This window comes from Acaryochloris sp. CCMEE 5410 (assembly GCF_000238775.2).
GTDB lineage: Bacteria > Cyanobacteriota > Cyanobacteriia > Thermosynechococcales > Thermosynechococcaceae > Acaryochloris.
Map to the genome: position 1 here is coordinate 39,470 of NZ_AFEJ02000003.1, position 26,959 is coordinate 66,428.

25 protein-coding genes and 3 pseudogenes are annotated in these 26,959 nt (G+C 46.5%); 20 read left to right on the forward strand and 8 right to left on the reverse strand.

The genetic code is table 11. The features are described 5' to 3' along the window. Positions 1 to 103 precede the first annotated feature (103 nt). The 3 genes from ON05_RS30420 to ON05_RS30430 all read right to left on the reverse strand — a co-directional run bounded on the left by ON05_RS30420 (position 104) and on the right by ON05_RS30430 (position 5,143). Entirely contained in the window at positions 104 to 2,125 is a 2,022-nt protein-coding gene (locus ON05_RS30420) for a heavy metal translocating P-type ATPase (protein WP_071826379.1), read from the reverse strand. Between the two features lie 1,154 nt (positions 2,126 to 3,279). Further along, a complete protein-coding gene (locus ON05_RS30425) occupies positions 3,280 to 3,621 on the reverse strand; it encodes a DUF1830 domain-containing protein (RefSeq protein WP_316964649.1) in 342 nt (113 codons plus the stop codon). 562 nt (positions 3,622 to 4,183) lie between these two features. Beyond that, on the reverse strand, positions 4,184 to 5,143 hold the full coding sequence (locus ON05_RS30430) for a LysR family transcriptional regulator (RefSeq protein ID WP_010476490.1): 960 nt from the start codon (positions 5,141 to 5,143) through the stop codon (positions 4,184 to 4,186). Positions 5,144 to 5,921: 778 nt separating this feature from the next. Between ON05_RS30430 and ON05_RS30435 the strand changes: the two genes are divergently transcribed. The 12 genes and pseudogenes from ON05_RS30435 to ON05_RS30490 form a co-directional block, all read left to right on the forward strand. Further along, a complete protein-coding gene (locus ON05_RS30435) occupies positions 5,922 to 6,440 on the forward strand; it encodes a DUF2808 domain-containing protein (protein ID WP_050857510.1) in 519 nt (172 codons plus the stop codon). 207 nt (positions 6,441 to 6,647) lie between these two features. Further along, complete coding sequence (locus tag ON05_RS30440; protein WP_010476488.1) at positions 6,648 to 7,058, forward strand: hypothetical protein; 411 nt, start codon at positions 6,648 to 6,650, stop codon at positions 7,056 to 7,058. Between the two features lie 58 nt (positions 7,059 to 7,116). After that, a complete protein-coding gene (locus ON05_RS30445) occupies positions 7,117 to 7,356 on the forward strand; it encodes a heavy-metal-associated domain-containing protein (RefSeq protein WP_236619045.1) in 240 nt (79 codons plus the stop codon). Positions 7,357 to 7,416: 60 nt separating this feature from the next. Further along, entirely contained in the window at positions 7,417 to 9,675 is a 2,259-nt protein-coding gene (locus ON05_RS30450) for a heavy metal translocating P-type ATPase (RefSeq protein WP_010476486.1), read from the forward strand. A 35-nt stretch (positions 9,676 to 9,710) separates the two neighbouring features. Further along, entirely contained in the window at positions 9,711 to 10,172 is a 462-nt protein-coding gene (locus ON05_RS30455) for a hypothetical protein (protein ID WP_010476485.1), read from the forward strand. A gap of 66 nt (positions 10,173 to 10,238) precedes the next feature. Further along, positions 10,239 to 11,168, forward strand: coding sequence for a cupredoxin domain-containing protein (locus ON05_RS30460; protein ID WP_010476482.1), 930 nt, complete (start codon positions 10,239 to 10,241; stop codon positions 11,166 to 11,168). Positions 11,169 to 11,454: 286 nt separating this feature from the next. Next, entirely contained in the window at positions 11,455 to 12,153 is a 699-nt protein-coding gene (locus ON05_RS30465) for an MBL fold metallo-hydrolase (protein WP_010476480.1), read from the forward strand. Between the two features lie 31 nt (positions 12,154 to 12,184). Further along, the gene (locus tag ON05_RS30470; RefSeq protein WP_010476478.1) at positions 12,185 to 12,457 is read left to right on the forward strand and encodes a DUF2933 domain-containing protein; all 273 of its coding nucleotides are present in this window, start codon (positions 12,185 to 12,187) and stop codon (positions 12,455 to 12,457) included. Next, on the forward strand, positions 12,454 to 13,113 hold the full coding sequence (locus tag ON05_RS30475) for an isoprenylcysteine carboxylmethyltransferase family protein (RefSeq protein WP_010476477.1): 660 nt from the start codon (positions 12,454 to 12,456) through the stop codon (positions 13,111 to 13,113). Before ON05_RS30470 ends, ON05_RS30475 begins: the two co-directional genes overlap by 4 nt. Positions 13,114 to 13,369: 256 nt before the next feature. Then, positions 13,370 to 14,020, forward strand: a complete 651-nt coding sequence (locus ON05_RS30480; RefSeq protein ID WP_029315392.1) for a DUF1326 domain-containing protein — start codon at positions 13,370 to 13,372, stop codon at positions 14,018 to 14,020. A gap of 166 nt (positions 14,021 to 14,186) precedes the next feature. After that, the gene (locus ON05_RS30485) at positions 14,187 to 15,398 is read left to right on the forward strand and encodes an MFS transporter (protein WP_071826378.1); all 1,212 of its coding nucleotides are present in this window, start codon (positions 14,187 to 14,189) and stop codon (positions 15,396 to 15,398) included. An 86-nt stretch (positions 15,399 to 15,484) separates the two neighbouring features. After that, positions 15,485 to 15,568, forward strand: a pseudogene (locus ON05_RS30490) (DNA-binding response regulator); the annotation flags it as partial. Positions 15,569 to 15,913: 345 nt separating this feature from the next. On the opposite strand, the gene ON05_RS30495 reads toward ON05_RS30490, so the two are convergent. Next, positions 15,914 to 17,299, reverse strand: a complete 1,386-nt coding sequence (locus tag ON05_RS30495; RefSeq protein WP_010476474.1) for an ISKra4-like element ISAcas3 family transposase — start codon at positions 17,297 to 17,299, stop codon at positions 15,914 to 15,916. 265 nt (positions 17,300 to 17,564) lie between these two features. On the opposite strand from ON05_RS30495, the gene ON05_RS30500 reads away from it, so the two are divergent. Continuing rightward, positions 17,565 to 17,981: a heavy metal-responsive transcriptional regulator gene (locus ON05_RS30500; RefSeq protein ID WP_010476473.1), complete on the forward strand. Its 417-nt coding sequence runs from the start codon at positions 17,565 to 17,567 to the stop codon at positions 17,979 to 17,981. Between the two features lie 6 nt (positions 17,982 to 17,987). Then, positions 17,988 to 18,251 (forward strand): annotated as a pseudogene (locus ON05_RS30505) (response regulator); the annotation flags it as partial. Between the two features lie 27 nt (positions 18,252 to 18,278). Here the strand turns inward: ON05_RS30505 and ON05_RS30510 are convergent. Together ON05_RS30510 and ON05_RS30515 are read right to left on the reverse strand one after the other, a co-directional pair. Further along, positions 18,279 to 19,057, reverse strand: a pseudogene (locus tag ON05_RS30510) (permease); the annotation flags it as partial. 27 nt (positions 19,058 to 19,084) lie between these two features. Continuing rightward, positions 19,085 to 19,894, reverse strand: a complete 810-nt coding sequence (locus ON05_RS30515) for a glutaredoxin (protein ID WP_010476471.1) — start codon at positions 19,892 to 19,894, stop codon at positions 19,085 to 19,087. Between the two features lie 493 nt (positions 19,895 to 20,387). Here ON05_RS30515 and ON05_RS30520 point away from each other — a divergent pair, with 493 nt between their 5' ends. Next, positions 20,388 to 21,392, forward strand: a complete 1,005-nt coding sequence (locus tag ON05_RS30520; RefSeq protein ID WP_010476469.1) for an IS630 family transposase — start codon at positions 20,388 to 20,390, stop codon at positions 21,390 to 21,392. A 26-nt stretch (positions 21,393 to 21,418) separates the two neighbouring features. Here ON05_RS30520 and ON05_RS30525 read toward each other — a convergent pair whose 3' ends face one another. Both ON05_RS30525 and ON05_RS30530 read right to left on the reverse strand, forming a co-directional pair. Next, the gene (locus ON05_RS30525; RefSeq protein WP_010476467.1) at positions 21,419 to 21,940 is read right to left on the reverse strand and encodes a DUF305 domain-containing protein; all 522 of its coding nucleotides are present in this window, start codon (positions 21,938 to 21,940) and stop codon (positions 21,419 to 21,421) included. Between the two features lie 107 nt (positions 21,941 to 22,047). After that, positions 22,048 to 22,383: a four-helix bundle copper-binding protein gene (locus ON05_RS30530; protein WP_010476465.1), complete on the reverse strand. Its 336-nt coding sequence runs from the start codon at positions 22,381 to 22,383 to the stop codon at positions 22,048 to 22,050. A gap of 358 nt (positions 22,384 to 22,741) precedes the next feature. Between ON05_RS30530 and ON05_RS30535 the strand changes: the two genes are divergently transcribed. From ON05_RS30535 to rppB, 5 genes are all read left to right on the forward strand, one after another. Then, positions 22,742 to 23,440 carry an MBL fold metallo-hydrolase gene (locus ON05_RS30535; protein WP_010476464.1) on the forward strand — a complete coding sequence of 233 codons (699 nt, stop codon included), beginning with the start codon at positions 22,742 to 22,744 and terminating at the stop codon, positions 23,438 to 23,440. Positions 23,441 to 23,462: 22 nt separating this feature from the next. Then, a complete protein-coding gene (locus ON05_RS30540; protein ID WP_010476463.1) occupies positions 23,463 to 23,672 on the forward strand; it encodes a DUF2933 domain-containing protein in 210 nt (69 codons plus the stop codon). A gap of 522 nt (positions 23,673 to 24,194) precedes the next feature. Further along, complete coding sequence (locus tag ON05_RS30550; RefSeq protein ID WP_010476462.1) at positions 24,195 to 24,611, forward strand: heavy metal-responsive transcriptional regulator; 417 nt, start codon at positions 24,195 to 24,197, stop codon at positions 24,609 to 24,611. A gap of 4 nt (positions 24,612 to 24,615) precedes the next feature. After that, entirely contained in the window at positions 24,616 to 25,314 is a 699-nt protein-coding gene (gene rppA / locus ON05_RS30555; protein ID WP_010476461.1) for a two-component system response regulator RppA, read from the forward strand. After that, a complete protein-coding gene (gene rppB / locus ON05_RS30560; protein ID WP_010476460.1) occupies positions 25,307 to 26,668 on the forward strand; it encodes a two-component system sensor histidine kinase RppB in 1,362 nt (453 codons plus the stop codon). The genes rppA and rppB overlap by 8 nt, the downstream gene beginning before the upstream one ends. Positions 26,669 to 26,959 lie beyond the last annotated feature (291 nt).

Sequence of the window (26,959 nt, forward strand, 5' to 3'; positions counted from 1 at the left end):
AATCGGGTTTTGAACCTCATTACAACACTCCTCTTAAGGCAATTATTTTTTTGATCCAATTCAAACAATTAATGCTGCGAAGTTATCCCTAGTGTTCTGTGATCTAGTTCAACCTCACCCGGCGCAGGGTTATGGCATTAAGAGCCACAATCACTGTGGAAAGGCTCATAAACACCGCTCCTACAGCTGGAGAAAGCACAAAGCCGAAAGGATAGGCCACACCAGCGGCCAGAGGGATTGCCACAACGTTATAACCAGTTGCCCAGAACAAATTCTGCATCATCTTGTTGTTGGTCGCTTTGCCCAGCTTTATGGCACGTCCGACATCCAAGGGGTCATCCTCAACCAACACTAGGTCGGCAGATTCAATCGCAACGTTCGTTCCGGCACCAATGGCAATTCCTAGGTTGGCCTCTAATAGCGCAGGAGCGTCATTGATCCCATCCCCTGTGAAGGCTGTAGCCCCTTCAATTTTTAGTTCTTTCACAATTCGGACTTTGTCTTGAGGCAATACGCGAGCATAGTAACGTTGAATACCCAAGTCACTGGCAACAGCTTGGGCTACAGCTTTTGCATCACCAGTAATCATCACAACTTGGACGCCAATTGCTTCTAAGCTTCGGACTGCTTTTCTAGCACTTTCACGAACTTGATCTGCCAAAGCAAAAAGTGCCAGGGTTTTTCCTTCAACCATTAAAGCAATGACACTTTCTCCCCTTGCTTCAGCTTTTGCTAATCCATGTTCAAGTTTGGGAGAGAAGTAATAACCCAGCTCTTTTGACCACTCTGGTCGTCCTACTCGGTAAGTTCTACCATCAATGGTTCCCTCTACACCTTTACCTGGGACTGCCTTAAACCCACTAACGGTAGGAGGGTTCACTCTTTGTCGTTTTGCTGCTTCTACTATAGCCTGTGCTAAAGGGTGTTCTGAGAGGGACTCTAAAGCAGTTGCAATAGCCAAAGCATTCTCATCACTCAAGCCTTCAGTATAAATTTGCTGAACGCCAAATCTTCCCTCTGTTAATGTACCAGTTTTGTCAAAAGCAGCTGATTTAATAGTTTTTGCTCGCTCGAAAGCTTCACGATTACGGACGAGAATTCCATTTTTTGCAGCGATCGCAGTTCCATTAACAATCACTAGAGGGATTGCCAGTCCCAAGGCATGGGGACATGCAATAACTAATACAGTCACCGTACGACCAATAGCAAATACTAGATCGCTCAGTGAAATCCAGACAATGAATGTCAATGTTCCAATACCAATAGCAATCAAAGTCAACCAATATGCTGCTTTGTCGGCCAAAACCTGATACTTACTTCTCGAATTTTGGGCCTCTTCGACCAGGCGCATCATCTGGCTGAGGGTAGTATTTTCTCCCGTTCGAGTCACTTGGGCCTTTAAGGCTCCTTCACCATTGACTGCTCCAGTCACAACTTCATCTCCTTCCTGTTTAGTCACAGGACGTGATTCACCCGTGAGGAAAGATTCGTTGGCACTTGAAGTTCCTTCAACAACAACTCCGTCAATGGGGACTTGCTCACCAGGCCGAATCAAGATCAGGTCACCTTCTCGGAGTTGCTCTAAGGAAACATCTTCAAGCTGCCCTCCTACTAGCCGATGAGCTACTGATGGCATGAGTTTAGCGAGTTGTTCTAAGGCACGGCTAGCTCCTTGAACAGAGGCCATTTCAATCCAGTGACCCAGTAGCATAACATCGATTAACGTGACCAATTCCCAGAAAAATGGCTCACCTTCCAAGCCGAAAGTTACGGCCAAACTATAGATAAAAGCAACAGTGATGGCCAGGGAGATTAGGGTCATCATGCCCACCTTCCCCTTTATCTCTCGCTGAGCACCTTGGAGAAAGACCCAACCTCCGTAAAAGAAAACGACAATTGCTAGGATTGGGTTTACCCAGTTTGATGCAGGAAACTGTATCGCCTGATAGTTAAACCAAGATTGAAAAGATGGTGAAAAATAAAGAACGGGGAAAGTGAGTATTAAACAGACAAAAAAGCGATTTTTGAACATCTCGGGACTATGCCCTGCATGTTTATCATGCCCTCCATGATTTTTGTGTGAATGATGGTGTTGTGTATGTCCCTGGCTATGTAGATGTTGCATATCTATAACTGGTAGTGATCTGTTCAATCTGGACGTATTGAAAGTTAAAGATCCTATTCTGAAAGCATTCTGCTAAATCAACTGCTCCCCTGAGCTGGAAGGTTTTTAGCTTCATACTGTACCAATATTCCTTTGTTCCACGTGATTCAGGAGATTTTTGGAACGCTTAATATTAACGATTTTTCTTGCATTCTCAAATAGCCTACAATTCAAAACGATAATATTTTTCTTGAATAAATTTTTGGACCTTAGGCTAGATAATAAATGGCTATTTCAAGCGTTTTTAAGATTTTTTAGGGCAACAGAGAGGTATAAAATGGATATTCTAGAGATCAGAAGACCTCATTTCTCTAAATTTGATTATTGCAGATGAATTTTATTTAAACTGAAAAAAATTTCATTTTAATTGTGTTAATCCAGAAAAGGTAGACAGGTGAATTTGAGTTACTAGTCTTATTGTCGAAACTTTAGAAAATATGCTTAGCTTCTTGCCATTTCTCTATCATTGGATCTGAAGAAAAGGAAGAAATACGTTGATGTTTAAGTTGGCACTAAATTCCTATTGTCTATATAAAAATAAAGTTGTCTATGTAATATCATAGAGGGTTAAGTGTTGATGACTCTTACCAGTTTTGAGATAAATTGATACTTAATCAGTATTAATCATTCTCCATAGGCTCTTCAGGCCAGATCAAACAGCTTTTAAACCTCAATACATCTTTTTAAAAAACTACTGGTTCCTTTCGGGTAAAAACTGATGGTAGCCAGTCATAGGTTAGATTGGTCCAGCATTATTATAATCTGGCCAAAATGCCACAAGTTCATGAACAATAGAATAGGCTGGCGTTTTTAACGCCATGGCATAAAGCTAATTTGATGGATACTTAAGTTAAAACAAGATCATCTTGCAAAGTCCGAACAGCTTGGGATAGCTAACGTTTATACTCAATTGGTTAATTGAGTCGCTCTAGGGAAAGTCTAATCAGTTCAACCGCTTGATGCGTCTATACCAATCTCAAGGAATATCACTAATAACCATTTATTGATAATCAATTCCAAATTTCAAAAACTTTGATAGACAGGGGTTTTAGAGACCACAACGGATTTGATGTCAGCTTGTGAATATGCGGTAGGCTTTGGACAGACATCCACTTTTATGGGGGATAGAACTCCCTGTAGATTAAACGATGACACAAAATTTTGTCTGACAAAATTGAACTAATTGGGTTACCTGTATGAACTTCTAAGTAGTCATCTGGACTTGCCTCAAAGATAATTTTCTTGTGGGGCAGCACAACCCGTTCGAGGAAGCCACTTGCAACGTTATCAATCCGAACAATCTGAGTTTGAGTGGTGGGGTTAATGTAACAACACCGAACTCGGCTGCTTTGCTGTGAACATCGTAGTTGCGAGATTTCTTTCGAAAACTTTTGAGAAGAAGATCCATTGTAATTTTTCTTTAGAAAATTAATCTGATTCGTTTTAATCATTATCATCGCTTTCTTCAAATTTTATTATGGTCATCATTTTAGATTTTATAGAGATGTAGTTTGAGTAAATATTCAAGCTACGTTTCGATATTTTTCTCAGATAGAGGGCTTTTGATCTATTACTCTTTCTGCTATTTTTTATCTTATATAGCAGGATAAATTCTATTTTTAAGTGAAGTCATTACTGGATATAACTGGGTTTATAGAACTATCAAATGACCTAAGCGACATTCAGTGGAAGTAGGCAAAGACTCAAGTGTTCATTCCAAAAAATATTATTTGGTAGTCATACACTTTTTCTTATAAATAAAGTCACCTTAGATTATATTTCAATTAGAGGTAAATATCGCTCGATCTGAGGCTTTCTTATCATCCTTGTAGCTTAGGCAATAATTTCCCTTTATTACTAGTCAATCTCTAGACTAAATCTAATATCCTGACAGCCTAACTTTTGACAATAGCTTGAATTAATGTTGATTGCAAAATATGAGTTCCTTATCTAATATCCTATATGGATTTTTCTTGATGACTCGTACCAGTTATGAGGCAAATTATTGTTTAAAAGGTATCAATAATGTGTTGCCACTTCTACAAGCTGAGAAATATTGGTTTCTGGCATTGCTTTATCCCCTAATATTTGATGAACAACCTTTTGTACCACATCCAAGAATGCAGGCAACATCGGTGGCGCATTTTTTGAGCGCCATGCAATAACTAAGTTAAGCTTCTCCAAAGGCGGATTGAAGGGACGGTAAGTGATATGAGATCGTTGCAATCGTTGTACAGAAGCTGGCAACAGTGCAACCCCTAAACCTGCTGCTACAAAACCTAGAATGCTCTGTACTTCGTGAGTTTCCTGAATCAACTTGGGACTAAATCCAGCCTCATGGCAAACTGTGATGGTATGGTCATACAACCCGCACTGATACTGGCGAGGACAAATAATAAATGTTTCATCTCTTAGAGTACTCAAATTGACAACAGGCTGACTCGCGGATACGTGATCTCGGGGTAAAACAGCAACCAAAGGTTCCTGCAAAATAGTCTTGGTCTTAAGGTCAGGCCCGTAAAAGCCTAGTGGTACCATAAACCCCACTCCAACTCTCCCCTCACGAATTGCCTGAACCTGATCACCTGTGGCCATCTCGTGTGCAAACACAGTAACATCAGGGCATCTCTCCTTGAATGCTCTGACTGATTCCGGGACAATATCGTAAGCCGAAGATCCTTCAAATCCAATTCTGAGATGGCCAAACTTACCTTGCTCTGCCAGTTTTGCTACAGCAGAGGCTTGTTTAACCTGGGCCAGTACCCGTTTAGCTTCTGGTAGATACATTTGACCTGCCGCAGTCAACTCTGTTTTTCGTGTTGTCCGGTGTAATAACTCGACTCCAATTTCTTGCTCTAATTGGCGAATCTTTCGGCTAAGAGGAGGTTGAGCGATGTGAAGGCGCTCAGCAGCCCGACGAAAATTTAACTCTTCTGCAACTACTACAAAGTATTCAAGCTGGCGAAGTTCAATCGTCATAACCTTTTCCTACAACATCTGAGCTAATCAAATCTTGCAAAACTACCTTGATTTAGGTTGATTTGGCCAACTAAGGCTGCTTTGAAGTCATACCCCCCCTATCACGTCAATCATGACGAGTAAGCCCACCAGCTATGTAACTTCGATATTTTCCGAACTTTCTACTGAAGCCAAGTCAAAGCCTTGCTAATTGTGTTTAAACTGCCTAACATCATGGTCTGAGAAGGGAAGCTCATCAGTGATTAATTTCGCAATAGTCTGAGCATAGAGATTCCAGCGAATTAGAGAGTGGGGCCAGCTATCAAGGACATAGCAGCAATTGTTAATGACCTTAGCAGCAAATTATGAAATAGGAATGAGATAGAAGCATTTGTAGTAAATAGCAATTATCTAAGACTAAAAATCTTTCTATTTGTTACGCACTGAGAAAATATCATCCTGATTTCATTTTTGTTTGACAAATTAAGAGTAACTAGAGCCGCATTCTAGGGTGAAAGGGAATCTTGGTACCTCTTTTGGATGTCTGTACAAATTAGCTAACGTTCTAAGCTATCTGTTGCAAGATTCGTTCCGAAATGTATCAACGGATGAGTTTCTGATCATTGGTGTACATCAATCTCAAGTCAATTGAGTATTCTCTTTCTTTTATTCAGGGTGGAGCAAATGGTAAGGAACTTCCCTAATGTTTAATCCTTAATAATTCAGAGGTAAGAAAATGTCTAAATCACTGATAGCGCATTCACACTATTCACCTCAAAAACACTTTCTGAGTATGAGTATGCTTATACTCACTGCTCTAGTACCGACTACACTGCTGGCTAAGTCTTCATCTGCTGTTCCGCTGCCTAATGGCCAAACTGCCTTTAACTCTCCTCCGAACTTGATTAAAGCCGCAAGTAGCTACAGCAGCAGCAATTTGCCGTCAACGTATTTCTTCACTTTGAAAATCCCCGACAATGCTGGGGAACCGCTTAAAGCAGTAAAGATCGTTCAGCGTAAAAACCGAGAAACCATTCGTTACAAAGGCAATGCTACGCGAGCGTTTCGAGGAAATAGGTGGGCACGAGGGCCTCAACTCTCCCTGGCTGCAATTGGAGGACCTACTAAACCAGGGGAAATGATGGTTGTGTTTGATCCACCTGTACAACCAGGCAAGACTGTGACAGTTGCGCTCAAGGCCAAGCAAAACCCCACATTTGGTGGTGTTTATCAGTTTGGTGTGACCGCTTATCCAGCAGGAGAGAGGAGCATTGGTCAGTTCCTCGGCTATGGCCGACTTAACTTTTACAGCGACTAAAGTGTTGTTTGAAAGTGCCAAGAGGCAAGCGTTAATCAGGCGGTTGATCTTTATCAGTTATCTCAGGAATACTGCTGAGTCTTCCAAACTCTATAGATACTGTCAGCCATGCACAAAATTAGCCTTCAAGAACTTTTGTTGCTGTCACTAGACTCTCCAGTTAAATAGAGAGTTTAACCTGAAATTTATAAGGCAAGGAGAAGAACCATGTTCAAAATTTTAACCAAAACTGTGGTGACGGGCACAGCGCTATTAGCCTTGACTGTTTCACCATTACTAGCTCAGACCGTCTCAGAGCCCTCATCTAACCAAACCAAGGCGAAGACTGAGAAACCAACGACTCCAGAGCAAATGCGTCAGCACCATCAAAGGATGTTAGGGAAGATGCAGAAGATGATGGAGCAGATGCAACAGCGGGTCTCTCAGATGACCCCAGAGCAAATACGCCTGCACCATGAGCAGATGATGACGCATCACCAGAAGATGATGGGGCAGATGCAGATGATGAAGAAACAAATGGGGCAAGGCAAAACTGAAGCGCATCAAGGGACTGAAATGATGCAGAACCCTAATCATCAGCCTGAGCACCCAATGAGTAACCCCATACCGACTCCGTAGGTTTTTTACCTTCTTGCGTATCACCTAGCAAATCATGAAATTCGTGAAATCTTGCCCTATGAAAACTCGTCTTCTCCACTTAAAGAATATTAATTGTGACTTTTGCGCTGACACGATCGAACGGGCCGTTAACAGTCTGTCGGGTGTAATTGAGTGCCAGGTGAATGTTGACCTGAAGCAGGCCATGGTTCAATATAATCCTCAACTCATCATGTTGGCGACCATTCAGAGCGCTCTCGCTAAGGCAGGGTATGAGGTTGAGCTGCTTACTGAGCATACCAATCCGTTAACGAGTTAAAAATCACCCTGCCCATCTGGGTGCAACAGATCTTGATATGAAGGTTAGTGCGAGTGATCTATGGAAACAAGACATCTACGCTTGAGAGGCATGAGCTGTGCTTCCTGCGCCAATACCATTGAGCAAGCTATTCGTGCTGTTCGGGGTGTTGAAGACTGCAACGTCAATTTCGCGATGGAACAAGCCACCGTTCAGTACAATCCCCTAACCACTAATCTAGAAGCGGTCCAGCAGGCAGTGGCTGATGCTGGATATGCAGCTCAACCCGTCCAAGACATTGCTCATGATGCCGAGGATGCAGAGAAAGTCGCCCGTGAAGCGGAGCAGCGGGAACTTTCCCGTAAGTTGATGGTTGGTAGCATCCTCAGTGTCCTACTCGTGATAGCTGTCCTGCCCAATATGACCGGACTAGCTTTACCCTGGATTCCGCTATGGTTGCGGAATTCCTGGACGCAGTTGGTGCTAGCCACACCTGTTCAGTTCTGGGTGGGTAAAGCTTTCTTTGTCGGCGCTTGGAAAGCCTTCAAGCGTCATGCCGCTGATATGAATACGCTGGTCGCCTTGGGAACAGGTGTGGCATACCTCTATTCACTATTTGTCACTGCTTTTCCCAGGGTTCTGCTGGCTCAGGGAATTAGACCGGATGTTTACTACGAAGTGGCAGCCGTCGTTGTCACGCTAGTTTTGTTGGGGCGGTTGTTAGAAAATCGCGCTAGGGGCCAAACCTCAGAAGCCATTCGCAAGCTTATGGGACTACAAGCAAAAACCGCTCGGGTCATTCGGGCTGGAGAAGAAATTGATCTGCCGCTAGAAGCTGTAGTTGTTGATGATGTGATTGTCGTGCGTCCAGGCGAAAAAATTCCGGTAGATGGCAATGTGATCGAAGGCGCTTCAAGCGTGGATGAGGCAATGGTGACTGGGGAACCCATGCCTGTATCCAAGAAAAGTGGAGACGAAGTGATAGGGGCTACGATCAACAAGACGGGCAGCTTCAAGTTTCGAGCGTCAAGAGTAGGGAAGGATACGGTACTCGCGCAGATTGTCCAGCTCGTGCAAGATGCTCAAGGCTCAAAAGCCCCCATTCAACAATTGGCCGATCAGGTCACGGGCTGGTTTGTGCCCGTGGTCATGGCAATCGCCATCGCCACCTTTGTGATCTGGTTTGATACGATGGGCAACCTGACGCTGGCCCTATTGACCACAGTTGGTGTGTTGATTATTGCCTGTCCCTGTGCCTTGGGGTTGGCCACACCCACATCGATCATGGTGGGAACGGGCAAAGGAGCTGAAAATGGCATCTTGATCAAGGATGCAGAAAGTTTGGAACTGGCCCATCAATTGCAAGCCATTATCCTGGATAAGACGGGAACGCTCACCCAGGGAAAACCCACTGTCACTAACTATGCCACGTTGAAAGGGACGGCTAATGGTCAAGAGCTAACCCTTCTGCAAATGGCAGCAGCGGTGGAACGAAACTCGGAACATCCTCTGGCAGATGCCGTAGTTCAGTATGCCAAAGCCCAAGGTATTCAGTGGCCCTTACCGGACGTTCATCAGTTTGAGGCTGTAGCGGGGATGGGTGCTCAAGGAGTTGTGTTTAATCGTTTTGTCCAAATCGGAACACAGCGCTGGATGGATGCCTTAGGATTCGATACGCAACCGTTGCAAACACAACGTCAAGCTTGGGAAGCCAACGCCAAGACCACGGCCTGGATTGTTGTCGATGGTCAAGTTGAAGGACTGATGGGGATTGCTGATGCCCTGAAGCCCACCTCAGTAGAAGCAGTCCGAACCCTGCAAAGAATGTACTTAGAAGTGGTGATGCTGACGGGAGACAACCAGCAGACAGCTGAAGCAATTGCTCGTGAGGTTGGTATTAAACGAGTATTTGCTGAAGTTCGCCCTGACCAAAAGGCAGCTCAGGTAAAAGCGTTGCAAGCTGAGGGAAAACGAGTTGCTATGGTTGGGGACGGGATCAATGATGCCCCGGCCCTGGCTCAAGCTGATGTGGGGATTGCGATTGGCACGGGGACGGATGTGGCGATTGCCGCCAGTGACATCACACTCATTTCTGGTGATCTCGGGGGTATCGTGACTGCCATACAACTGAGCCACGCCACAATGCGCAACATTCGCCAAAATCTCTTCTTTGCGTACATTTACAACGTCTCGGGCATTCCCATTGCGGCAGGGATTCTGTATCCCTTCTTCGGCTGGCTTCTCAGTCCGATGATTGCTGGGGCAGCAATGGCCTTTAGTTCAGTTTCGGTCGTGACCAACGCCCTGCGGTTGCGACACTTTCAGCCTACTACTCGCTGAGAAAGGAGAAATAAAAAATCGTGGTGAACGACTCAATGACCAAACAGTATCAACGGGCCTTATCAGTGGGTTTGGCACTCAGTTTATTGGGTGAACTGATTTACTGGGTGATCTGGGGACTCATTTTGTTTCCAAGCCACCCCTGGATCACCTTTAAGTGGTCGTTGGTCTGTGGCTTTGGTATGGGATCAGTTGTGGGTACCCTTACCTGTCTAGTATTGATAGATCGGTTCAGAGGTTGGCAGGCAGTTGTTACTGGATTTGCGGTTGCTTTTGGCATTTTCATCTTTTGCGCTATTAATTGCTTTCTGATGGATCAGCAATCGAATTATTGGGGGGCGGCAACTCATCCCCAGTGGTTTTTAATGGGGGGTGTAGTAGGGGCAATCCTGGGGAGCCTTATGTATACATGGCTTGTGTTTACGTCTACAGGCAGCCAATTCTTAGATCGAGGCTTTTGGAATATCTTGTCACGCCCTGGCGTACCAAGATCATGATACTTTCCATCGGCATGACACCATTAAGTCGGACTGTAGCCTATTGACAATTGAGGAACATTAATTATGTTGCCGAAAGACAAGCTGTTGAACAATCTCTTTGGTTTGGGATTATTGCTAGGAATTCTGACCAGTACAGCCGTTGCCCAACCAACAGACTCAAACTCGCAACAGACCAGTCAATTTCGCCGCATTGAGCAACCTCTATCACTAAAAGTGGGTGTCACTCTAGGAGGCTTAGCGTTGATTGGCTTGGAACTGTGGTGGTTTCAATTTAGTAAAACTAAAGCTCAACGAGCTGAAGTACACCAAGGTTTTCAGGAAATCGACGTCATCGTCGATGGTGGTTATGATCCAAACCGAATTATGCTTCAGGCTGGTCGGCCCGTTCGACTTAATTTTTTACGCAAGGATCCCAGCAGCTGCCTTGAGAAAGTGATATTACCAGATTTCCACAAATCAGTAGATTTAATCTTGAATAATACAACTACAGTAGAATTCACCCCACAACAACCAGGAACCTATACCTTCCACTGCGGTATGAATATGTTTCGAGGAACCTTAAATGTGCAAGGGGGAAAACAAACAGTTCCCTCAGAGAATTCCCAGGTGGATCAAGAGGGTTTGGCATCCGCTACCTTGACAAAGCCAACCGCAGTCGTGCAGTTAGCTCAACTCTATCAAGGGGTTCAGGAAGCGAGTATTACCGTTGATAAAGGGTATATACCTGACCGTGTGATTGTTCAAGCGGGTCTCCCTGTAAAGCTCAAGTTTTTGCGCAAGGATGCCAATTCCTGTTTGCAAAAGGTTGTGCTACAAGACTTTGATCTGGTTGTGGAACTACCGCTTGATCAGACCACTCCTGTGGATTTTATTCCTCAGCACCCCGGAGAATATCAGTTTACCTGTGGTATGGGGATGTTTCAAGGTGTTGTGGAAGTTCAGGCATCTCGAATGAAAGGGTGTTGTGGAGGCCCAAGCGTCAATAACAGTTAAAAGAGCTAGACTCAACGATCAATGACTACCATCACAATGCGCAAACCAAACAATTCAGATTCGAGTTCAATAAATAGACTTTCTAGGGCAAACCATCTACTACTCCTGCATTACTGATCATGAAGATTTAGGAATGATGGATGTTGTTGTAATGAGAGGCTAGTGCCGATATCGACCTCTTTAGGTAGGTTGTGTACACAAGAGAACATTAATAAATCAACATTTTCAAAGCTACTTTTTCAAGCATTCACATACTTAATGATGTTCTCAAATCAGGAGTCAACAGTTGATGTTTCGCCAGTTATTTGACCATGCATCGTGTACATATACATACTTGATTGCTGATCCTGTAATCAACGCTGCTATTTTAGTTGATCCAGTTCTAGAACAAGTAGATCGTGACCTCAAACTTCTGGATGAGTTGGGATTAACACTGCAGTTTTGCCTAGAGACCCATATACATGCAGACCATGTCACAGGAACAGGTAAGTTGCGAGATATCGCAGGGTGCTTGGGAATTGTGCCCCAAGGCGCACAGGCATCCTGCGCGGATCGATACATTCAAGACCTTGAATTGCTTGAACTGGGCAAGGTCATCATTCAGGCGCTCGCTACGCCAGGACATACTGACAACCACATGGCCTACATGGTTAACGGGAACCTTATTCTCACAGGTGATGCTCTCTTAATTCGAGGGTGTGGGCGAACGGATTTCCAAGGTGGGGATGCTGGAACTCTCTACGACACAATCACACAACGCCTGTTCACCCTGCCAGATACCACACTCGTTTACCCTGGCCATGACTATAGAGGATTTACTGCTTCTACGATTGGTGAAGAAAAGCAGTGGAACCTCCGCATTGTCGGTCGGGATCGAGACAGCTTTGTCCAGTTCATGAGCCATCTTGACCTCCCCGACCCCAAGAAAATGATGGAGGCTATTCCTGCAAATGAGGAATGTGGTCGCGTGTCAGTTGTTGTATAAGTATTGATTTCCCTTATCTTAGGAGACAGTCATGGCTAAGCATCATGCAATCCGTTGGCGATCGCCCGCTGGAATCGCCCTATTGATATTTCTCGGCATTATCACCTTTTTTCTGGTGACTGAACATTTAGCACATGTCATTCCTGTCTTACCCTGGCTTTTGCTCCTTGCTTGCCCGTTCATTCATTTATTTATGCATAGCGGACACGGTGGGCACAGTGGACATAGTGGACATGGTGGGCATAGTGAACATGGCGTACATGGCAATGACAACAAAGATAGCTTAGAAGGAGGGCCAAGATGAAATATTCTGCTTATGGTCTGTGGTCCTTGGTGATTATTAACTCTCTCGTCTTTATTTTTTTTGCTTTCAGCTTTACCAAACCAAATAATCCCCGTGATTGGCGCTCTTTTGGGGCATTCTCAGCTTTCATCGTGGCTTTGTTTACAGAAATGTATGGTTTTCCCCTAACGATCTATCTGCTTTCAGGTTGGTTACAAAGCCGCTTTCCACAGCTAGATCTCCTTTCTCACGAAGCAGGACATCTTTGGCATACGTTGTTGGGCTTGAAGGGGAATCCGCACTTCGACCCCCTCCACATCCTTAGTAACGTTCTTATTTTTGCTGGATTTATTCTCATTGCTTTAGCCTGGAGAGTTCTCTATGCAGCCCAACAGCGTCACCAATTAGCCATCACGGGCCTCTATGAAAGAGTACGCCATCCTCAGTACGACGGGTTTGTGCTGATTATGTTGGGCTTCCTTTTGCAGTGGCCTACCATTCTAACCTTGCTGATGTTTCCAGTCTTGGTGTGGATGTATACCCGGTTAGCGGTTCTAGAAGAGCACGAAATGCGCAAAGAGTTTGGTGATGTTTATCGTCGCTACGCGGCCCAAACACCTGCTTTTTTCCCTCGATTTGGCAGAGCGAAACAAAATCGCCATAAAACACCTCAATAAATCGGCATATAACTGTGACTCCCTTGTTCTCAAAATGGCGCTACCGGGAGCTAGGATTGTGCCGATGATGAGCACGACTGCTGCTTCTCAGACACTAGCTGAAAAGAACAGAGGAAGCTAATGGATAAAGTCGAGCTAAGAGTAATGAGGGTGTTTGAAATTTTTTAGCTTAAGTACTCTTGACTCTACAGTTGACTTGAGAGTTTAGACTTAGAGCAATTCTCTTTTTACAAGGAGTTTGATTATGACTGTAACTGTGAAATCAAAAACTGATGTTCAGTGGTATTTGAAGGGCGAGTGGTTTGACATATGTAGTTGCAAACTACCTTGTCCATGTACATTTGCACAGGAACCAACTTATGGCGATTGCTTGTTTACCCTGGTGTGGCAAATACATCAAGGTCAATATGGCGATGTCAGGCTTGATAATTTAAATGTAGTTGCAATTGGTGAAGTTGAGGGAAATCAGTGGGTAGAGGATCTTATTCCCTCCATGAAATTGTTATTTTACATTGACAAACGGGCTAACGATTCTCAGCGTCAGGCTCTCGAAAAGCTATTTACTGGTCAAGCTGGAGGTTGGCCGCATGAATTTAGCAAACTCTTTAGCGATATTCGCGGGATTTCATATGTACCGATTGAAGTTGTAATTGCTGAAGACCTGAGCTACTGGCGGGCTGAGATTCCAGGCAAAGTAGTTGCAGCGGTCGAAGCTCTTACTGGTCCGACAGCAGACCCAAATCAACGGGTGCAGTTATTTAATCCCCCTGGTTCGGAAACAGGACCAGGACAAATTGCAACCTGGGGTATTGTCAAGGAAAGTTCAGCTTCTGGTTTTGATTATTCCCATCCTTTTGAAGGGCAGTCGAGCAAACATATTCCCTTTGATTGGAAAGTGCCGTCATAGTTTTGATGGGGACGTTCGACAAGCCATTACAAACTGTTGAGGCTTTATTTAGCATTAGACACAGCTCGACCTTTCCCTCTAAATTATGCCAAATCAGGGAGTGAACAAAAAAAGAGGACAAGACCCTTCTTATCTTCTAAATAGCTGCTTTACTCTTAGGCTTGTTGTGAACAAAAACCTATTGCTATTGCTAGTCTGTATATTTGTCCTGATGGTGGGCTTTGGCATCACTTTGCCAGTGCTGCCCTATTATGCCGAGCGTCTTAACTCAGCAGATAGGGTATCCCGAGAAACCATGGTCGTCCACGTCAGTCTCTTGACCAGCATTTATGCCTTGATGCAGTTTATTTTTGCACCGCTATGGGGAAAGTTGTCAGACCGATTTGGGAGAAAACCATTGTTGCTATTGGGACTTGGTGGTTCTGCGATCGCACAAGTGCTATTTGGCATTACGACCTCCTTGGGGATGCTTTACCTTGTGCGGGGAATTGATGGACTCTTGTCTTCAGCCGCTTTACCTGCTTCGACAGCTTATGTGTCTGACATCACCACAGAACGGGATCGTAGTCGTGGGATGGCCTGGTTTGGTACTGCAACCAGTTTAGGTGTTGTTGCTGGACCAGTAGTAGGAGGGTTATCAACCCGTAGAGATCTCCACTTTAATGTCATTTTTAGACATATCGAAATTGATAGTTTTTCGCTACCGTTCTTAATTTCGGCAGTGTTAATGCTAATTATGTTCTTTGCAGCTAAGCTTTGGCTGCCGGAATCCCTATCATCTCAGTATGTTTCTACCTCCACCACTCAATCATCCATCAGATGGCAAAACCTAGGTAATAAATTGCTAGTCCTGTTGAGCCTGACGGCCATTGGGCAGCTAGGATTAGCAATATTTGAAGGAACATTCGCGCTTTATGCCCAAGAACAGTTGAGCTATGGACCGGTAGAAACTGGGCTTGTTTTCATGATTTGCGGGTTAGTCATGGCGGTTTTGCAAACAGTTTCTATCAGCTTTTTTTCAAGGTGGCTTTGTGTACCTAGTCAAATTGCTCTAGGTTTTAGTTTGATGGGAGTTGCTAGTGTCCTGCTGATCATAGTTCGAACATTACCCTATGTCTTAAGCACCGTTGGGTTGTTAGCATTTGGCGTGTCCTTAATCGCTCCCAATCTCTCGGCCTTAATTTCAAAGCGGGGAGGTCAACATACTGGCAAAGCTTTGGGGATGCAAAATTCTGCTAATAGCTTGGGACAGGTAGGTGGTCCAGCCTTGGGAGGAATGCTATTTGCCTGGCAAGTAGGAGCACCTTATTTATTTGCTGGTGCCATTCTAATTGGAGTTGGTTTAACACTTAGTATGACAAAAAAACTGACCATATAATTTGATGCCATCTCCTACTGATCTCATCGGGATATGCCAACCTTATGGATGAAGAAAGATGCTGCTCAGAGGTGTAAAATTATGCGGTGCTACTCGTTGAAGATGAACCAGACCTTGGTGCTGCTATTCAGCGAACCTTTTCTCAAGAAGCTTACACCGTAGACTGTGTATAAAATGGATCGGAGGCTTGGGCTTGCTTAGAGAACCAATGGGTACAGTATACCCAGGGGGGAGTGGTCCAGATGTAAGGTCTAATGAATGGCAAGATAGAGCTTTCAGCAGCAAATATCATTACTTGTGGGGCACTCCCCCTATTTCAAAAGGATCTAGGGAGAGATATCCCCGTATACTATTGCTTCCGCTAGAGCTAACAATGGATTGAAGACGCAGTGAAAATTATAACAGTCAACCAATTTCTGAAATTAAGGCCCAGGTTAACGCTCAAAGTTTCGGGTGTGAAGTGAATAATTTCCAAGGTCATTGTTTCCTGAGCAATGTCCAACGGGGCGTAGCCACTAGTTGGGGGAGTACAGATTGGGTCTGAGCGCTTCCTCAGGAAATAGCTCATCAAACCTATGATTAACCCAGTTAAGCCTCAGATGAAGTAAGTGGTTGAGTCCATCTTCACTCCATCGCATCCCGACCCCCTTAAATCGTTGCTGAATCAGCCACTTACAAGCACTTTCGACCAAGCCAGATCCGAGGGGAAAGTCTTGCTTGTCACAGCGTTGATAGCGAATGTGCTGACGATGGCATTGTAGGTAGCGCTGCACTTGCATCAACGTCTCCAGCGCAGGGTCTGAGAGATCATCCCGATTGATCAGTTGGGTCAACTCAGTCAACAGCCGTTGTTCCCCGCCATGACGCAATAAATGTCGCCATCGCTCGAAGCACCATCGTGCATCAGCCGTGCGACCGTCGAGCCAAGCGGCGGCGGCTCGCCACAATTGCCCAGCCGCATGGTAAAAATCGAGAATGCCCTGTCCATATCGGGCAAAGTATTGATGATAGAGCCGCCAAAAGCCCTTGCCCCCATCACTGATCCACACTACTTTGGGAGCGCTCAGTAAACCTTGACGTAGCGCCTCCATCTGCAACCACGGTGCAAACTCATCAATCGTCCCCAACCGTGCTACCAGCCGACGTTGATACAGACGTTTGACCCGGTTGCCTGTGCGCGTCCAATGCTCACCTAAACGGGCCACCACAGCCACCTTGACCTCCTGCCACACAATCTTACCCTTGGGCTGACCACCGCTGGGGCGCATCGGCACCATCACCCCATCCGCACCAATCACCATCAGCATCTGGCAAATGAATGCCTCCATCTCCTCAGGGATCACTGCCTCCCCTAACCTCAGGGCCTGGACTTGAGCTTCTAGTCGCGTTTTGGCCTGTTGACCTCGCTGTTGCACCCAGTTCCACAAGGTTGACGAGCAGAGGGAATGCCCACTGATTTGCCCGAGCAGCTCAGCGGCTAACTCAAAGGGAACAAATAAGCTGAGTAAACACCCGAGCCGCTCTAACTCAACACTAGTCCGTTGATGGGCGCTGATGCCCAATGCAGTATCCAAGGGAATTACCTCGCAGCCGTGACAATGCCCTGGGCAACGCCCGACGCGACGACGCCAATGGATCATCCCCAAGCAGGTGAGCATCTGTCTGGATCTGAACCCTTTAGACCGAAGACGTCGGCCACATCCGGGGCAATCAGGCCATTGAGTGTGGGCTTGGGCGCGGTGCTCTAGTGCTTGTTCAACAAGATTGCGGGCAAGCCACAAACCTAGGGCCAGAGCTGCCCAAACCATGGCACTCAGGCTAGAGGAGTCATTGAGGCGTTGGTGATAGCGTTGCCACTGTTCAGGCTCTAGGCAAAGGGAGGTGATGGGATCTATAGTCAAAGGAGCTTTTTTATTTGGTAGGGATGGTGTGATGCCATCCTTCTTTCTTATAGAGTATTTGGACTCCCCCAACTAGTGGCTACGCCCTGTCCAACGTTTTCTAGAGACAATTTTGAAAGGATAAATTCTTCGATATCATCCTGATCTCATCTTGTCCTGCAAACCTAGAAATAGTGAGATGTTCGCACAGGAATGCGAGCCGCCTTGATCCTATAGCTGACCAGAGGATTTAAGGGTGAGATAGCTGCTCTGAGAGGACCGTTCAATGGTTGTTGCAACACGCTTAAAAATTGGTGAGGTCTCCAAGCAAACCAGTACCTCTGTGGGGGCGTTGCGCTATTACGAGAGCCTTGGTTTGCTGGAATCAGAGCGAGGCGCAAACGGCTACCGCTATTACTCACAGGAAGCAGTGCAACAGGTGCTGTTTATTAAGAAAGTACAGGCTTTAGGCTTTTCTCTGGAGGATATCCATGAGGTGCTGACTGGGCATCAGCAGGGAGATGTGCCTTGTGAATTTGTCCAGTCACTGCTGCAGGACAAGATCGAACAACTTGAGGCGCAGATCCAGAAGATGATGGCATTTAAATCAGAGCTGGAACAATATCGAGATAGCTGGTCTACCGCTCAACTGCATCCCCAACCAGGCGATATTTGTCCCCTCATTCAATCGGTATCGATATAGAAGACGATGCGGGTGTTATTGGTCGAAGATGAACCAGATTTAGGCGCTGCCATCAAGCGTACCCTCACCCATTAGGCTTACATTGTAGATTGGGCTCAAGATAGTTTAGACGCTTGGGGCCACCTGGAGAGCCAGTGGACACAATATACCCTCGCTATTTTCGATTGGCTATTGCCGGGACTCTCTGGTGTTGAGCTGTGTCAACGCCTCCGCACTCAGAATAGCCCCCTACCTGTATTGATGTTGACGGAAAAGGATCACCCAGAAGACACCGCCGAAGCTGACACCGTTTGATTAGTGGATCGATGCCAGCGGAATATTGCCCATCGAGCCATTGAAAGTGGCAAAGGCCGCCACTGGACCGACCAAAATATTTTCTAGAACAGCAAAGAACCCTGGATTGGTGCCTTGCCCTACCCCAATGAAGAGTGCTTGGAAAAAAGATTTTGGGACGAAGGCGGCAATGATACCCGCAACGGTAAAGCCGACCGTTACATCTTTCCAGACCATTCCCCATTCCATGAAGTACTGACGCGCCACCTGCCGCCAGCCCTTTTTGCTTTGAAGTTTTTGGAGCCAGTCGTCTTGTTCACTATCCTCCTGATTGTTGCCGTCCTGCTCTCGAAGCCTTCGCTGGACCTTCTTCAGCAGCTTATTCGGGCGGGTCAGGTTTACCACTAACTACGTGAACAAAATCAGCAGCAGTCCACCGATATATTCCCCAGCCACTAGCTGCCAGCTTAGGAAGACAGCAATGATGATGCCCAGCTCATCACTAGGTTGGTGGAGGCCAGCATGAACGCTAGGGTAGGTACGAAGCCCGCCCTTTTCTAAAACAGCGCTTTGGTGGTGGCTAGAGCTGAAAAGCTACAGGAGCTGGAGATAAACCCGAAAAAAGCGGCCAGGGTGATACTACCCTGGCCAGCTTCCCCCATCGCCTGCTCCATGCGATCTCGGGTGACAAACACCTGAATGGCGCTACTGACGATGTAGCCCAAAATGAAAGCCCACAATACTTTCCAAAAAAAGCCGATGCTGGTGAGGGCCGCCTCACCGTAGAGTTGCCAAAAGTTCATGCATCAAAATCTTGTTGTCGTTAAGGGCTATACCACTGGCTTGAAGTCGTCGTGTACCTGAATGACAGTAGGCGGTAGTGATTCTAGAGACCGCGCTGCTTCCGGCTTACCTTCACCAGCCGCCGTGAAAATCAGGAATGCACCCATCCCAGCCATGATTGCATTTTCAGCAAAACTGATGATGCCAAGTGGAGTCCTTGTGTTGCCGCCAACACAAGCACAATTCAAATCCAGCTTGTCAATATAAACTGCCTTGAAAACTGAAATACCGCCGCTGGTGCCAATCAGTAACGAGCTGATGCCAGTCACAAGTGGTGCCACACCGGACAAGAACCCCAGACCAATTAGCAGTTCTGCAAAAGGGTATGCCTTAGCGTATGGCTTGAAGCGCTGTGTAATTAGGTCATACTTCTGGAACCCTTCAACGAAAGCATCAATATCCATGAGCTTCAGCGATGCCAGCATGGAGAGCGAAACGCCCATCAGACCCGTCACTCCTAAAGAAGCCGCTAGAGTGATCAGTCCAGCCGTTGAAAAAACGGCAATAACGGGCGCATAGGAATACTCGGCTGATTCTGCTTCAACATCAAAACGCTCAGCTAAGTCGGTGTAGCCGCCGACGCGCTCCTCCCCGAAGAAAATCTGAGGTGTCGTGGGAACGTTGTGCTTGGCTTTGAAGGTCTCAACTTCCTCTTTAGAGGTCAACTTGTGGTCTTCAAACTCAATGCCTTGCTCGTTGAGTAGGTTGATCATTTTGAGCCCCCAGGGACATTCATGCTCTGGCAGGGACATTCGGTAGACTTTGACGGGTTCCTGGGTTGCAGTTTGATTTGGCATAGTTCTTCCTCGTATTCAGATACCTTTTTCTCAGATCACTAACCTAAACTCTCTAGTTGACTTGAGAGTCAACGTCATTCGCAGATCAAGCTAGCTTGGCTCGACGTAGCATCACGGTGTTAATCGAAACGATGACTGTAGACGGACTCACCAGTAACGCCCCACTACAGGCTAGGGTAAAAGTCCCAGCGACAGAGGAATCCCAAAAACTGGGTTAATCCAGTTCGATCTAGGGAAAGCGATGGTCATGAGAGTCATAGCGGAATGGCTCTGGTGCATGGGTATGGTGATGATGTGCTTTTGAATAGTGAGCCATGGCGTTGCTCCTTGACGGCAGATTTCTGTGTTAAAAGAGGTCACTGCTGTAACTGAACTGACGTGAAAGACAGTGACCTGAAGTCAACCTAAATGCTCTAGTTAAGTAGATAGCCAGAAATATTTACATCATAATAAGTGGTTTCAGTTAAGTTGATAGCGAATAGCTTGTAGCCCAATGAAACAACGTTTTATCCAGGGATTGAGCCCAGAAACCATCCATTTACTCAGCCGGATTCATCGCCAAAGTCATCACCACCAAGTCCGTCAACGTGCCCATTGCATTTTGTTGAGTTTTGAAGGGTTCAATGTCACGGAGTTAATGAGTATCTTTGCCGTCACCCGAAAAACGGTTTATACCTGGTTAGATGCTTGGGATAACCACTGCTTGGTGGGTCTGTATGATCAGCCGGGCCGGGGCCGTAAACCTAAGTTGAACGACGTGCAGAAGGAGCAAATCCGAGAGTGGGCAAAGATGACTCCGCATAACCTCAATACCGTGTTGGCAAAGATCAAAGAAGCCTGGAACATCAAGGTGAGCAAAACCACCCTCAAGCGCATCCTCAAAGCATGTTCCATGAGCTGGCGTCGTCTCAGGCGAGTCGTTGCGGGCCAGCCAGATCCAGTGGAGTATGAAACCAAACGTCAACAGTTAGAGGTCTTGAAGTATCAAGAGGAAAAAGGTGAGCTGGACCTGAGATATCTCGATGAAAGCGGGTTTTGCTTAGTACCGTACGTTCCCTACGCTTGGCAAGAAAAGGGGGAGACGCTAGGACTTCCCAGTCAACGCAGTAGTCGATTCAATGTGTTGGGGCTGATGAATCGGCACAATGACCTAACCTCCTATGTGTTTGACAAGAGTATTACCAGTGCAGTGGTGGTGGCCTGTATCGATGATTTTAGTCGGACCTGTAATCAACGCACGATCGTGGTGATGGATCAAGCCAGCGTCCATAAAAACGCCGAAATCGAAGAAAAAATTGAGGACTGGAAAACCAAGAATATCGAAATTTTCTGGCTACCCACCTATTCACCACATCTGAATTTGATTGAGATTTTCTGGCGTTTTATGAAATATGAGTGGATTGAATTTGCTGCCTACAAGTGTTTAGGTAGCCTGAGCCTGTACATTGACAAAATCCTTAAGGGCTTTGGAAAAGATTATGTAATTGATTTTGGATAGGTACTTAACAAGAGGTTCAAGAATCTCTATTCGGGGCTTAAGGAAAAGTCTGGCAGTGGTCTCACCTCTACCTCGGCTGGTGTATTTGCCGCGCCATTGTCTCTGATATCAGCAATCAACCACTCCATCTCTTTAATTTCTCGGCGTTGGGCTTTGATAATTTCATCTGCCAATTCACGAACCCGCGCGTCCTTTATCCGAGCACGTTCACTCGTCAAAATTGCAATGGAGTGGTGGGGAATCATACCTTCCATGTAGTCCACATCACTGACCGTAATTTGGCTACGCACCAGCCATAACGCTACCCCAAACAGTAGAATGGCGAGCGAAAAGATGGCGATGTTCATCTTTCTGCTCTTATACATGTTCAGCATAAATCCCAACATGATCACCATCATGGCGGCTCCCATAATCAGGGCCATGAACACTCGTGTTTCGCTGAACCAAGCGTGATCGAGAATTTGGTAAGAGTGCAGGTACATCAAGAAGAACATGGTCACGATTGAGGTGCCAATCATGGCAAAGAACTTGACGTAGCTTCCCTGCATTCTGCTGTGATTCTGGATCCCTGTATGGCTTGCGATCTCGCTATCTCTGGTAGTCATAGAATTTTCCGGTAAAAGGACTGTGACAAGAAAGCTGAAGGTCTAGCACCTTACTTGGCTACGCTTGCGATTTGACGGTAGGCGTCAACTGCTCTACGACAAGCCTGAGCACACTTTTTGCAGTGTTCCATCTCGTGCTGTTCACACTCTTGAGCGCAAGCTTCACAAATTTCGGCACAAGCTCTCGCGAGGTGGGCAACAAAGTAGGAGCCACGAACCATAAAGGTCGCCGCTGTACGGCAGATTTCAGCGCAATCTAAACAAGTGCGGGCACACTTGGCCATCTCTGGTTTACCGATGCAGGCTTCGGTACAGTGTTCACACTCCACCATGCACTTCATGGCCTCATCAAAGCTAGACTGATATTCTTCGTGATTAAGCAGCATAATTCTTTCCTTGGTATGACGTTTGTAGCAAAATTTGTCGTTATCCGCACCATAGTTTTCTCACTTTGCAGATGCGTCTACCAGAGGTTAGAAAGGCAAAATCTATCGAATGCAGTAGGGCGATCTCATCCTGATTTCATATTTGTATGCTGATCGATTTAATGTCTCTCAACCCAGTCCTGTTGGGCTGATTAAAACAGTAATACTTTGCAATAAGAAACAGTAGCAGAACTTCATTTCTATCTCATAATTATGTGGCCTAATCAATAAGGAGGCTGTCTACCCCGGTTCTTGAAATAAGGGTCAGCCGAGGTATAAGGCAGTTCCCTAGATATCTAATTAACTGAAGGGCTAAACGATGCTGTTTCGTCAATTGTTTGATAGTGAATCAAGTACCTACACCTACCTGATTGCAGATCCTAAGCTTAAGGAAGCCATACTTGTTGATCCGGTCCTGGAGCAGGTAGAGAGAGACTGCCGATTGCTGAAAGAACTGGACCTGACTCTCCGCTATTGCCTAGAAACCCATATTCATGCAGACCACATCACTGGCACTGGCAAGCTGCGGGAACTGACGGGTTGCCGAGGCATTGTCCCCGATCAGGCTCAGGCAAGCTGCGCGGATCGACAGATTCAGGATCTGGAGATTTTGGAACTCGGTGAGATTGTGATTCAGGCGATCGCAACCCCAGGGCACACTGACAGCCACATGGCTTATCACCTCAACAACAACGCAGTTCTCACTGGCGATTCTCTTTTTATCAGGGGGTGTGGGCGCACCGATTTCCAGAGTGGTGATGCAGGTATTCTGTACGATTCCGTCACCCAGCAGCTGTTTACGCTACCGGCCCCCACGCTCGTTTATCCGGCCCACGACTACCGAGGATGTACTGTTTCGACGATGGGTGAAGAGCTGCGATGGAATCCTCGGTTTGCAGGCCGAGACCGCAACGGTTTCATTGACTTTATGAACCATCTAGACCTCCCTGATCCCAAGAAAATGATGGAGGCGGTTCCTGCCAATGAGCAATGTGGCCGGACATCGGTGGCGGCATAAGTTGATGACAAGGAGACTGAATATGGCTCAGCATTTTCGTTGGCGCTGGCGATCGCCAGTTGGCATCGCGCTGTTAGTCTGTCTGGGGGTGGCGACCTTCCTGGTCGTCACCAAAGCGCCTGCCCTATCCTGGCTGTTTCTGCTGGTTTGTCCTTTGATGCATCTGTTTATGCATGGGGGACATGGAGGTCACAGTGGGCAGGGCAACCAGGAAGAGAGCGATAGGGATTGATGAATACTCTAATCTACAGTTTCTGCTGTCACTAACGAGAAAAAGACTTGACCTTGAAGTCAGGTAGAGCGTTTAGGCTGAGCCTAGAACCATTGAGGATATTGATATGGCCGAGCGCTCTATTGAAATTTTTACCGCTGGGTGCCCACTATGCGATTCTACCGTTGAGCTAGTTAGAGGGCTAGCCGCGTCTGAATTTCCAGGTACAGGTTTGGGATCTACACAAAGGCTGTGCAGCTAATGAATGTCGAGACAAAGCAGCGCAGTACGGAATCCACCGCCTTCCAGCAGTAGTCATTGACGGTCAACTGGCAGAATGTTGCCAAAACCAAAGGCCCATTTCCCGTGAATCACTCATTGCATCTGGCATTGGACAGGACTGAAGCCTTCATCTCATCCTGATCTCATCATGTCCTGCCAACCTAGAATAGTGGGATATTCGCACAGGAATGCGAGCCGCCTTGATCCTATAGCTGACCAGAGGGTTTAAGGTTGAGTTAGCTACTCTGAGAGGACCGTTCAATGGTTGTTGCGACACGCTTAAAAATTGGTGAGGTCTCCAAGCAGACCAGTACCTCTGTGGGGGCGTTGCGCTACTACGAGAGCCTTGGCTTACTAGAATCAGAGCGAGGCGAGAACGGCTACCGCTATTATCCCCAGGAAGCGGTGCAGCAGGTGCTGTTTATCAAGAAGGCACAGGCTCTTGGATTTTCTCTGGAGGATATCCATGAGGTGTTGACTATGCATCAGCAGGGAGATGTACCTTGTGAATTTGTTCAATCTCTCCTTCAAGACAAGATCGAACAACTTGAGGTTCAGATCCAGAAGATGATGGCATTTAAATCAGAGATGGAACAATATCGAGATCGCTGGTCTACTAGCCAACCCTCTCTTCAACCGGGTGATATCTGCCCTTTGATTTCAACTATTCTGCTGTAACCGTATGCGAGTCTTATTGGTCGAAGATGAACCCGATCTGGGAGCAGCTATTGAGCGCACCCTTACCCAGGAAGCCTACATCGTGGACTGGGCACAAGATGGCTTAGAAGCTTGGGGCTATCTCGAAAGTCAGTGGACTCAATACACGCTAGCCATTTTCGATTGGTTATTGCCTGGTCTTTCTGGGGTTGAACTGTGTCAGCGGCTTCGCGCCCAGAACAGCCCCCTACCGGTGCTGATGCTGACGGCAAAAGACCGTCCTGAGGACACAGCAGCAGGATTAGATGCGGGCGCTGACGACTATCTCATCAAACCCTTTCGTAAAATTGAGCTATTGGCCCGACTGCGGGCGCTGCAGCGGCGATCGCCCCATTTCCAACCTCAGCAGCTCCAGGTCGGTCAGCTAACCCTAGACTATGGCACTCACAACGTCTCGATTACCAATGAAGGACAAGACCCACAAAATGTATTGTTAACCCATAAAGAATTTCAGCTTTTGGAATATTTCATGCAGCATCCGAGGCAAATAGTCAGCCGAGATCAGATTCTCAATCAACTTTGGGGGGCTGATGCTGATGCTGTTAGTAATGTGGTGGCTGCGCTGATGCGTCAACTGCGGCGCAAGCTTTCTGAACGGGGCTGTGACGATGCCATTGAGACGATCTACGGGATTGGCTATCGTCTGAATTTAGACCATGAATGAGCAGCAGCTATTTCGTCAGACCCGCTGGCGGCTAGCAAGCTGGTATGCCGGGGTTATGGGTATTATCCTGGCGCTGAGCGGCTTTGGGGTCTATGAAGCCATTGACCATGCCCACCGGACGGCAGCAGATCGAGAATTGCTAGCGATCGCAGGCCGACTTCACAACAACTTAGAGCCAATCCTACAGCAACCTGGAGAAATTCCAACCAGCGCTCAGCGTTTCCTACCTGATCCCTGTAATAGCCCCAGTCAATGCACGAAAACCGCTAGAGCTGCCGATCATAACCCTGGGGCAATGTTCCAGGGCAACTACTACATTCGACTACTAGATCCCTCACAAGATCTTGTTGCTCTTGCTGGACTTAAACCATCTGGCCTCATATCCGCTTCGTCTGTGTCTGAGTGGCAGTTCCTCAAGGACAAAGACAAGACTCGCTATCGCCAAGTTACGTTGCCCTTGCAAAACCCCAATGAACAACTATGGGGATATCTGCAGGTTGGTAGTTCTCTCAAAGACTCAGATCGGTATGTTTCCTTAGTCAAACTGACTTTATTTACTGGCTTACCTTTGGCTCTGGGCTTTGTTGGAATCGCTAGTTGGTGGCTTGCTGGACGAGCCATGCGACCGATTCATCAGTCATATCAGCAGATGCAGCAGTTCACGGCAGACGCAGCCCACGAGTTACGCACTCCGATTGCTGCAGCCCAAGCCACGGTGGAATCGGTTCTAGATACACCTTGTCTATCGGAAGCTGATGCCCGCGAAACGCTCCAAACGCTAGATCGCCAACATCAGCGCTTGTCCCGACTGATTCAGGACTTGCTGTTGCTGACTCGATTAGACCGTCAAGTACATCTGATACAAAATGAAGCTTGCTGCCTGCAAGATTTAGTCAACGACATTGCTGAAGAGTTAGCAGCTCTGGCCTTAAGCAAAAAGATCCAGCTTCTAACTGACGTTCAAGTGGATCAGCCATTGCGGATCAGTGGAGACGAAGCACAACTCTATCGGCTCGTGTTTAATCTAGTTACCAATGCGATTCAGTACACCCCTGCGGGTGGAAAGATCACCCTCGTATTAGATCAGCAGGAGCAGCAGGCGGTGATTCGGGTGCAGGATACAGGGATTGGGATTGCCCCTGAATACCAATCAAAAATCTTTGACCGCTTTTATCGCGTGAATAGCGATCGCAACCGACAAACGGGCGGTTCAGGGTTGGGGCTGGCGATTGTTCAGGCGATCGCCCAAACACATGGCGGCAAAATCTCGGTGCAAAGTCAACTTGATCAGGGTAGTACTTTTATTCTTTCTCTGCCTACTAGTTCCGTTAGGCAAGCTACATCAACTCTCTAGCAAGGAGTAGACTTTTTATCATTTAAGTATTGTTAAAACATCAGAATTAGGATCAAATATCATTCTGATCTCATCTTTGGAATCTACATTAAAAATAGTTCATTATTCAGCCTTAGATCCATGAAATTTATCAAGGTTTTAATTGGCGCAGTCATAATTACTGTGCCTCTCTTTAGCATTGGCCTAGTCGATCATGCCTCTGCCAAAACGCTAGTTGTGTGTGGTCCAAATGGGGCAGCAAGAGTTGTGGAGAAAGTTCCTATCGGCTGCCATGTCCTCAAAGCTAATACT

Excerpts from the sequence above, each read along its gene's own strand:
- ON05_RS30420 (WP_071826379.1), bottom strand. The coding sequence starts at position 2,125 with ATGCAACATCTACATAGCCAGGGACATACACAACACCATCATTCACAC.
- ON05_RS30425 (WP_316964649.1), bottom strand. The coding sequence starts at position 3,621 with ATGATAATGATTAAAACGAATCAGATTAATTTTCTAAAGAAAAATTAC.
- ON05_RS30430 (WP_010476490.1), bottom strand. The coding sequence starts at position 5,143 with ATGACGATTGAACTTCGCCAGCTTGAATACTTTGTAGTAGTTGCAGAA.
- ON05_RS30435 (WP_050857510.1), top strand. The coding sequence starts at position 5,922 with ATGCTTATACTCACTGCTCTAGTACCGACTACACTGCTGGCTAAGTCT.
- ON05_RS30440 (WP_010476488.1), top strand. The coding sequence starts at position 6,648 with ATGTTCAAAATTTTAACCAAAACTGTGGTGACGGGCACAGCGCTATTA.
- ON05_RS30445 (WP_236619045.1), top strand. The coding sequence starts at position 7,117 with ATGAAAACTCGTCTTCTCCACTTAAAGAATATTAATTGTGACTTTTGC.
- ON05_RS30450 (WP_010476486.1), top strand. The coding sequence starts at position 7,417 with ATGGAAACAAGACATCTACGCTTGAGAGGCATGAGCTGTGCTTCCTGC.
- ON05_RS30455 (WP_010476485.1), top strand. The coding sequence starts at position 9,711 with ATGACCAAACAGTATCAACGGGCCTTATCAGTGGGTTTGGCACTCAGT.
- ON05_RS30460 (WP_010476482.1), top strand. The coding sequence starts at position 10,239 with ATGTTGCCGAAAGACAAGCTGTTGAACAATCTCTTTGGTTTGGGATTA.
- ON05_RS30470 (WP_010476478.1), top strand. The coding sequence starts at position 12,185 with ATGGCTAAGCATCATGCAATCCGTTGGCGATCGCCCGCTGGAATCGCC.
- ON05_RS30475 (WP_010476477.1), top strand. The coding sequence starts at position 12,454 with ATGAAATATTCTGCTTATGGTCTGTGGTCCTTGGTGATTATTAACTCT.
- ON05_RS30500 (WP_010476473.1), top strand. The coding sequence starts at position 17,565 with ATGGTTGTTGCAACACGCTTAAAAATTGGTGAGGTCTCCAAGCAAACC.
- ON05_RS30515 (WP_010476471.1), bottom strand. The coding sequence starts at position 19,894 with ATGCCAAATCAAACTGCAACCCAGGAACCCGTCAAAGTCTACCGAATG.
- ON05_RS30520 (WP_010476469.1), top strand. The coding sequence starts at position 20,388 with ATGAAACAACGTTTTATCCAGGGATTGAGCCCAGAAACCATCCATTTA.
- ON05_RS30525 (WP_010476467.1), bottom strand. The coding sequence starts at position 21,940 with ATGCAGGGAAGCTACGTCAAGTTCTTTGCCATGATTGGCACCTCAATC.
- ON05_RS30530 (WP_010476465.1), bottom strand. The coding sequence starts at position 22,383 with ATGCTGCTTAATCACGAAGAATATCAGTCTAGCTTTGATGAGGCCATG.
- ON05_RS30535 (WP_010476464.1), top strand. The coding sequence starts at position 22,742 with ATGCTGTTTCGTCAATTGTTTGATAGTGAATCAAGTACCTACACCTAC.
- ON05_RS30540 (WP_010476463.1), top strand. The coding sequence starts at position 23,463 with ATGGCTCAGCATTTTCGTTGGCGCTGGCGATCGCCAGTTGGCATCGCG.
- ON05_RS30550 (WP_010476462.1), top strand. The coding sequence starts at position 24,195 with ATGGTTGTTGCGACACGCTTAAAAATTGGTGAGGTCTCCAAGCAGACC.
- rppA (WP_010476461.1), top strand. The coding sequence starts at position 24,616 with ATGCGAGTCTTATTGGTCGAAGATGAACCCGATCTGGGAGCAGCTATT.
- rppB (WP_010476460.1), top strand. The coding sequence starts at position 25,307 with ATGAATGAGCAGCAGCTATTTCGTCAGACCCGCTGGCGGCTAGCAAGC.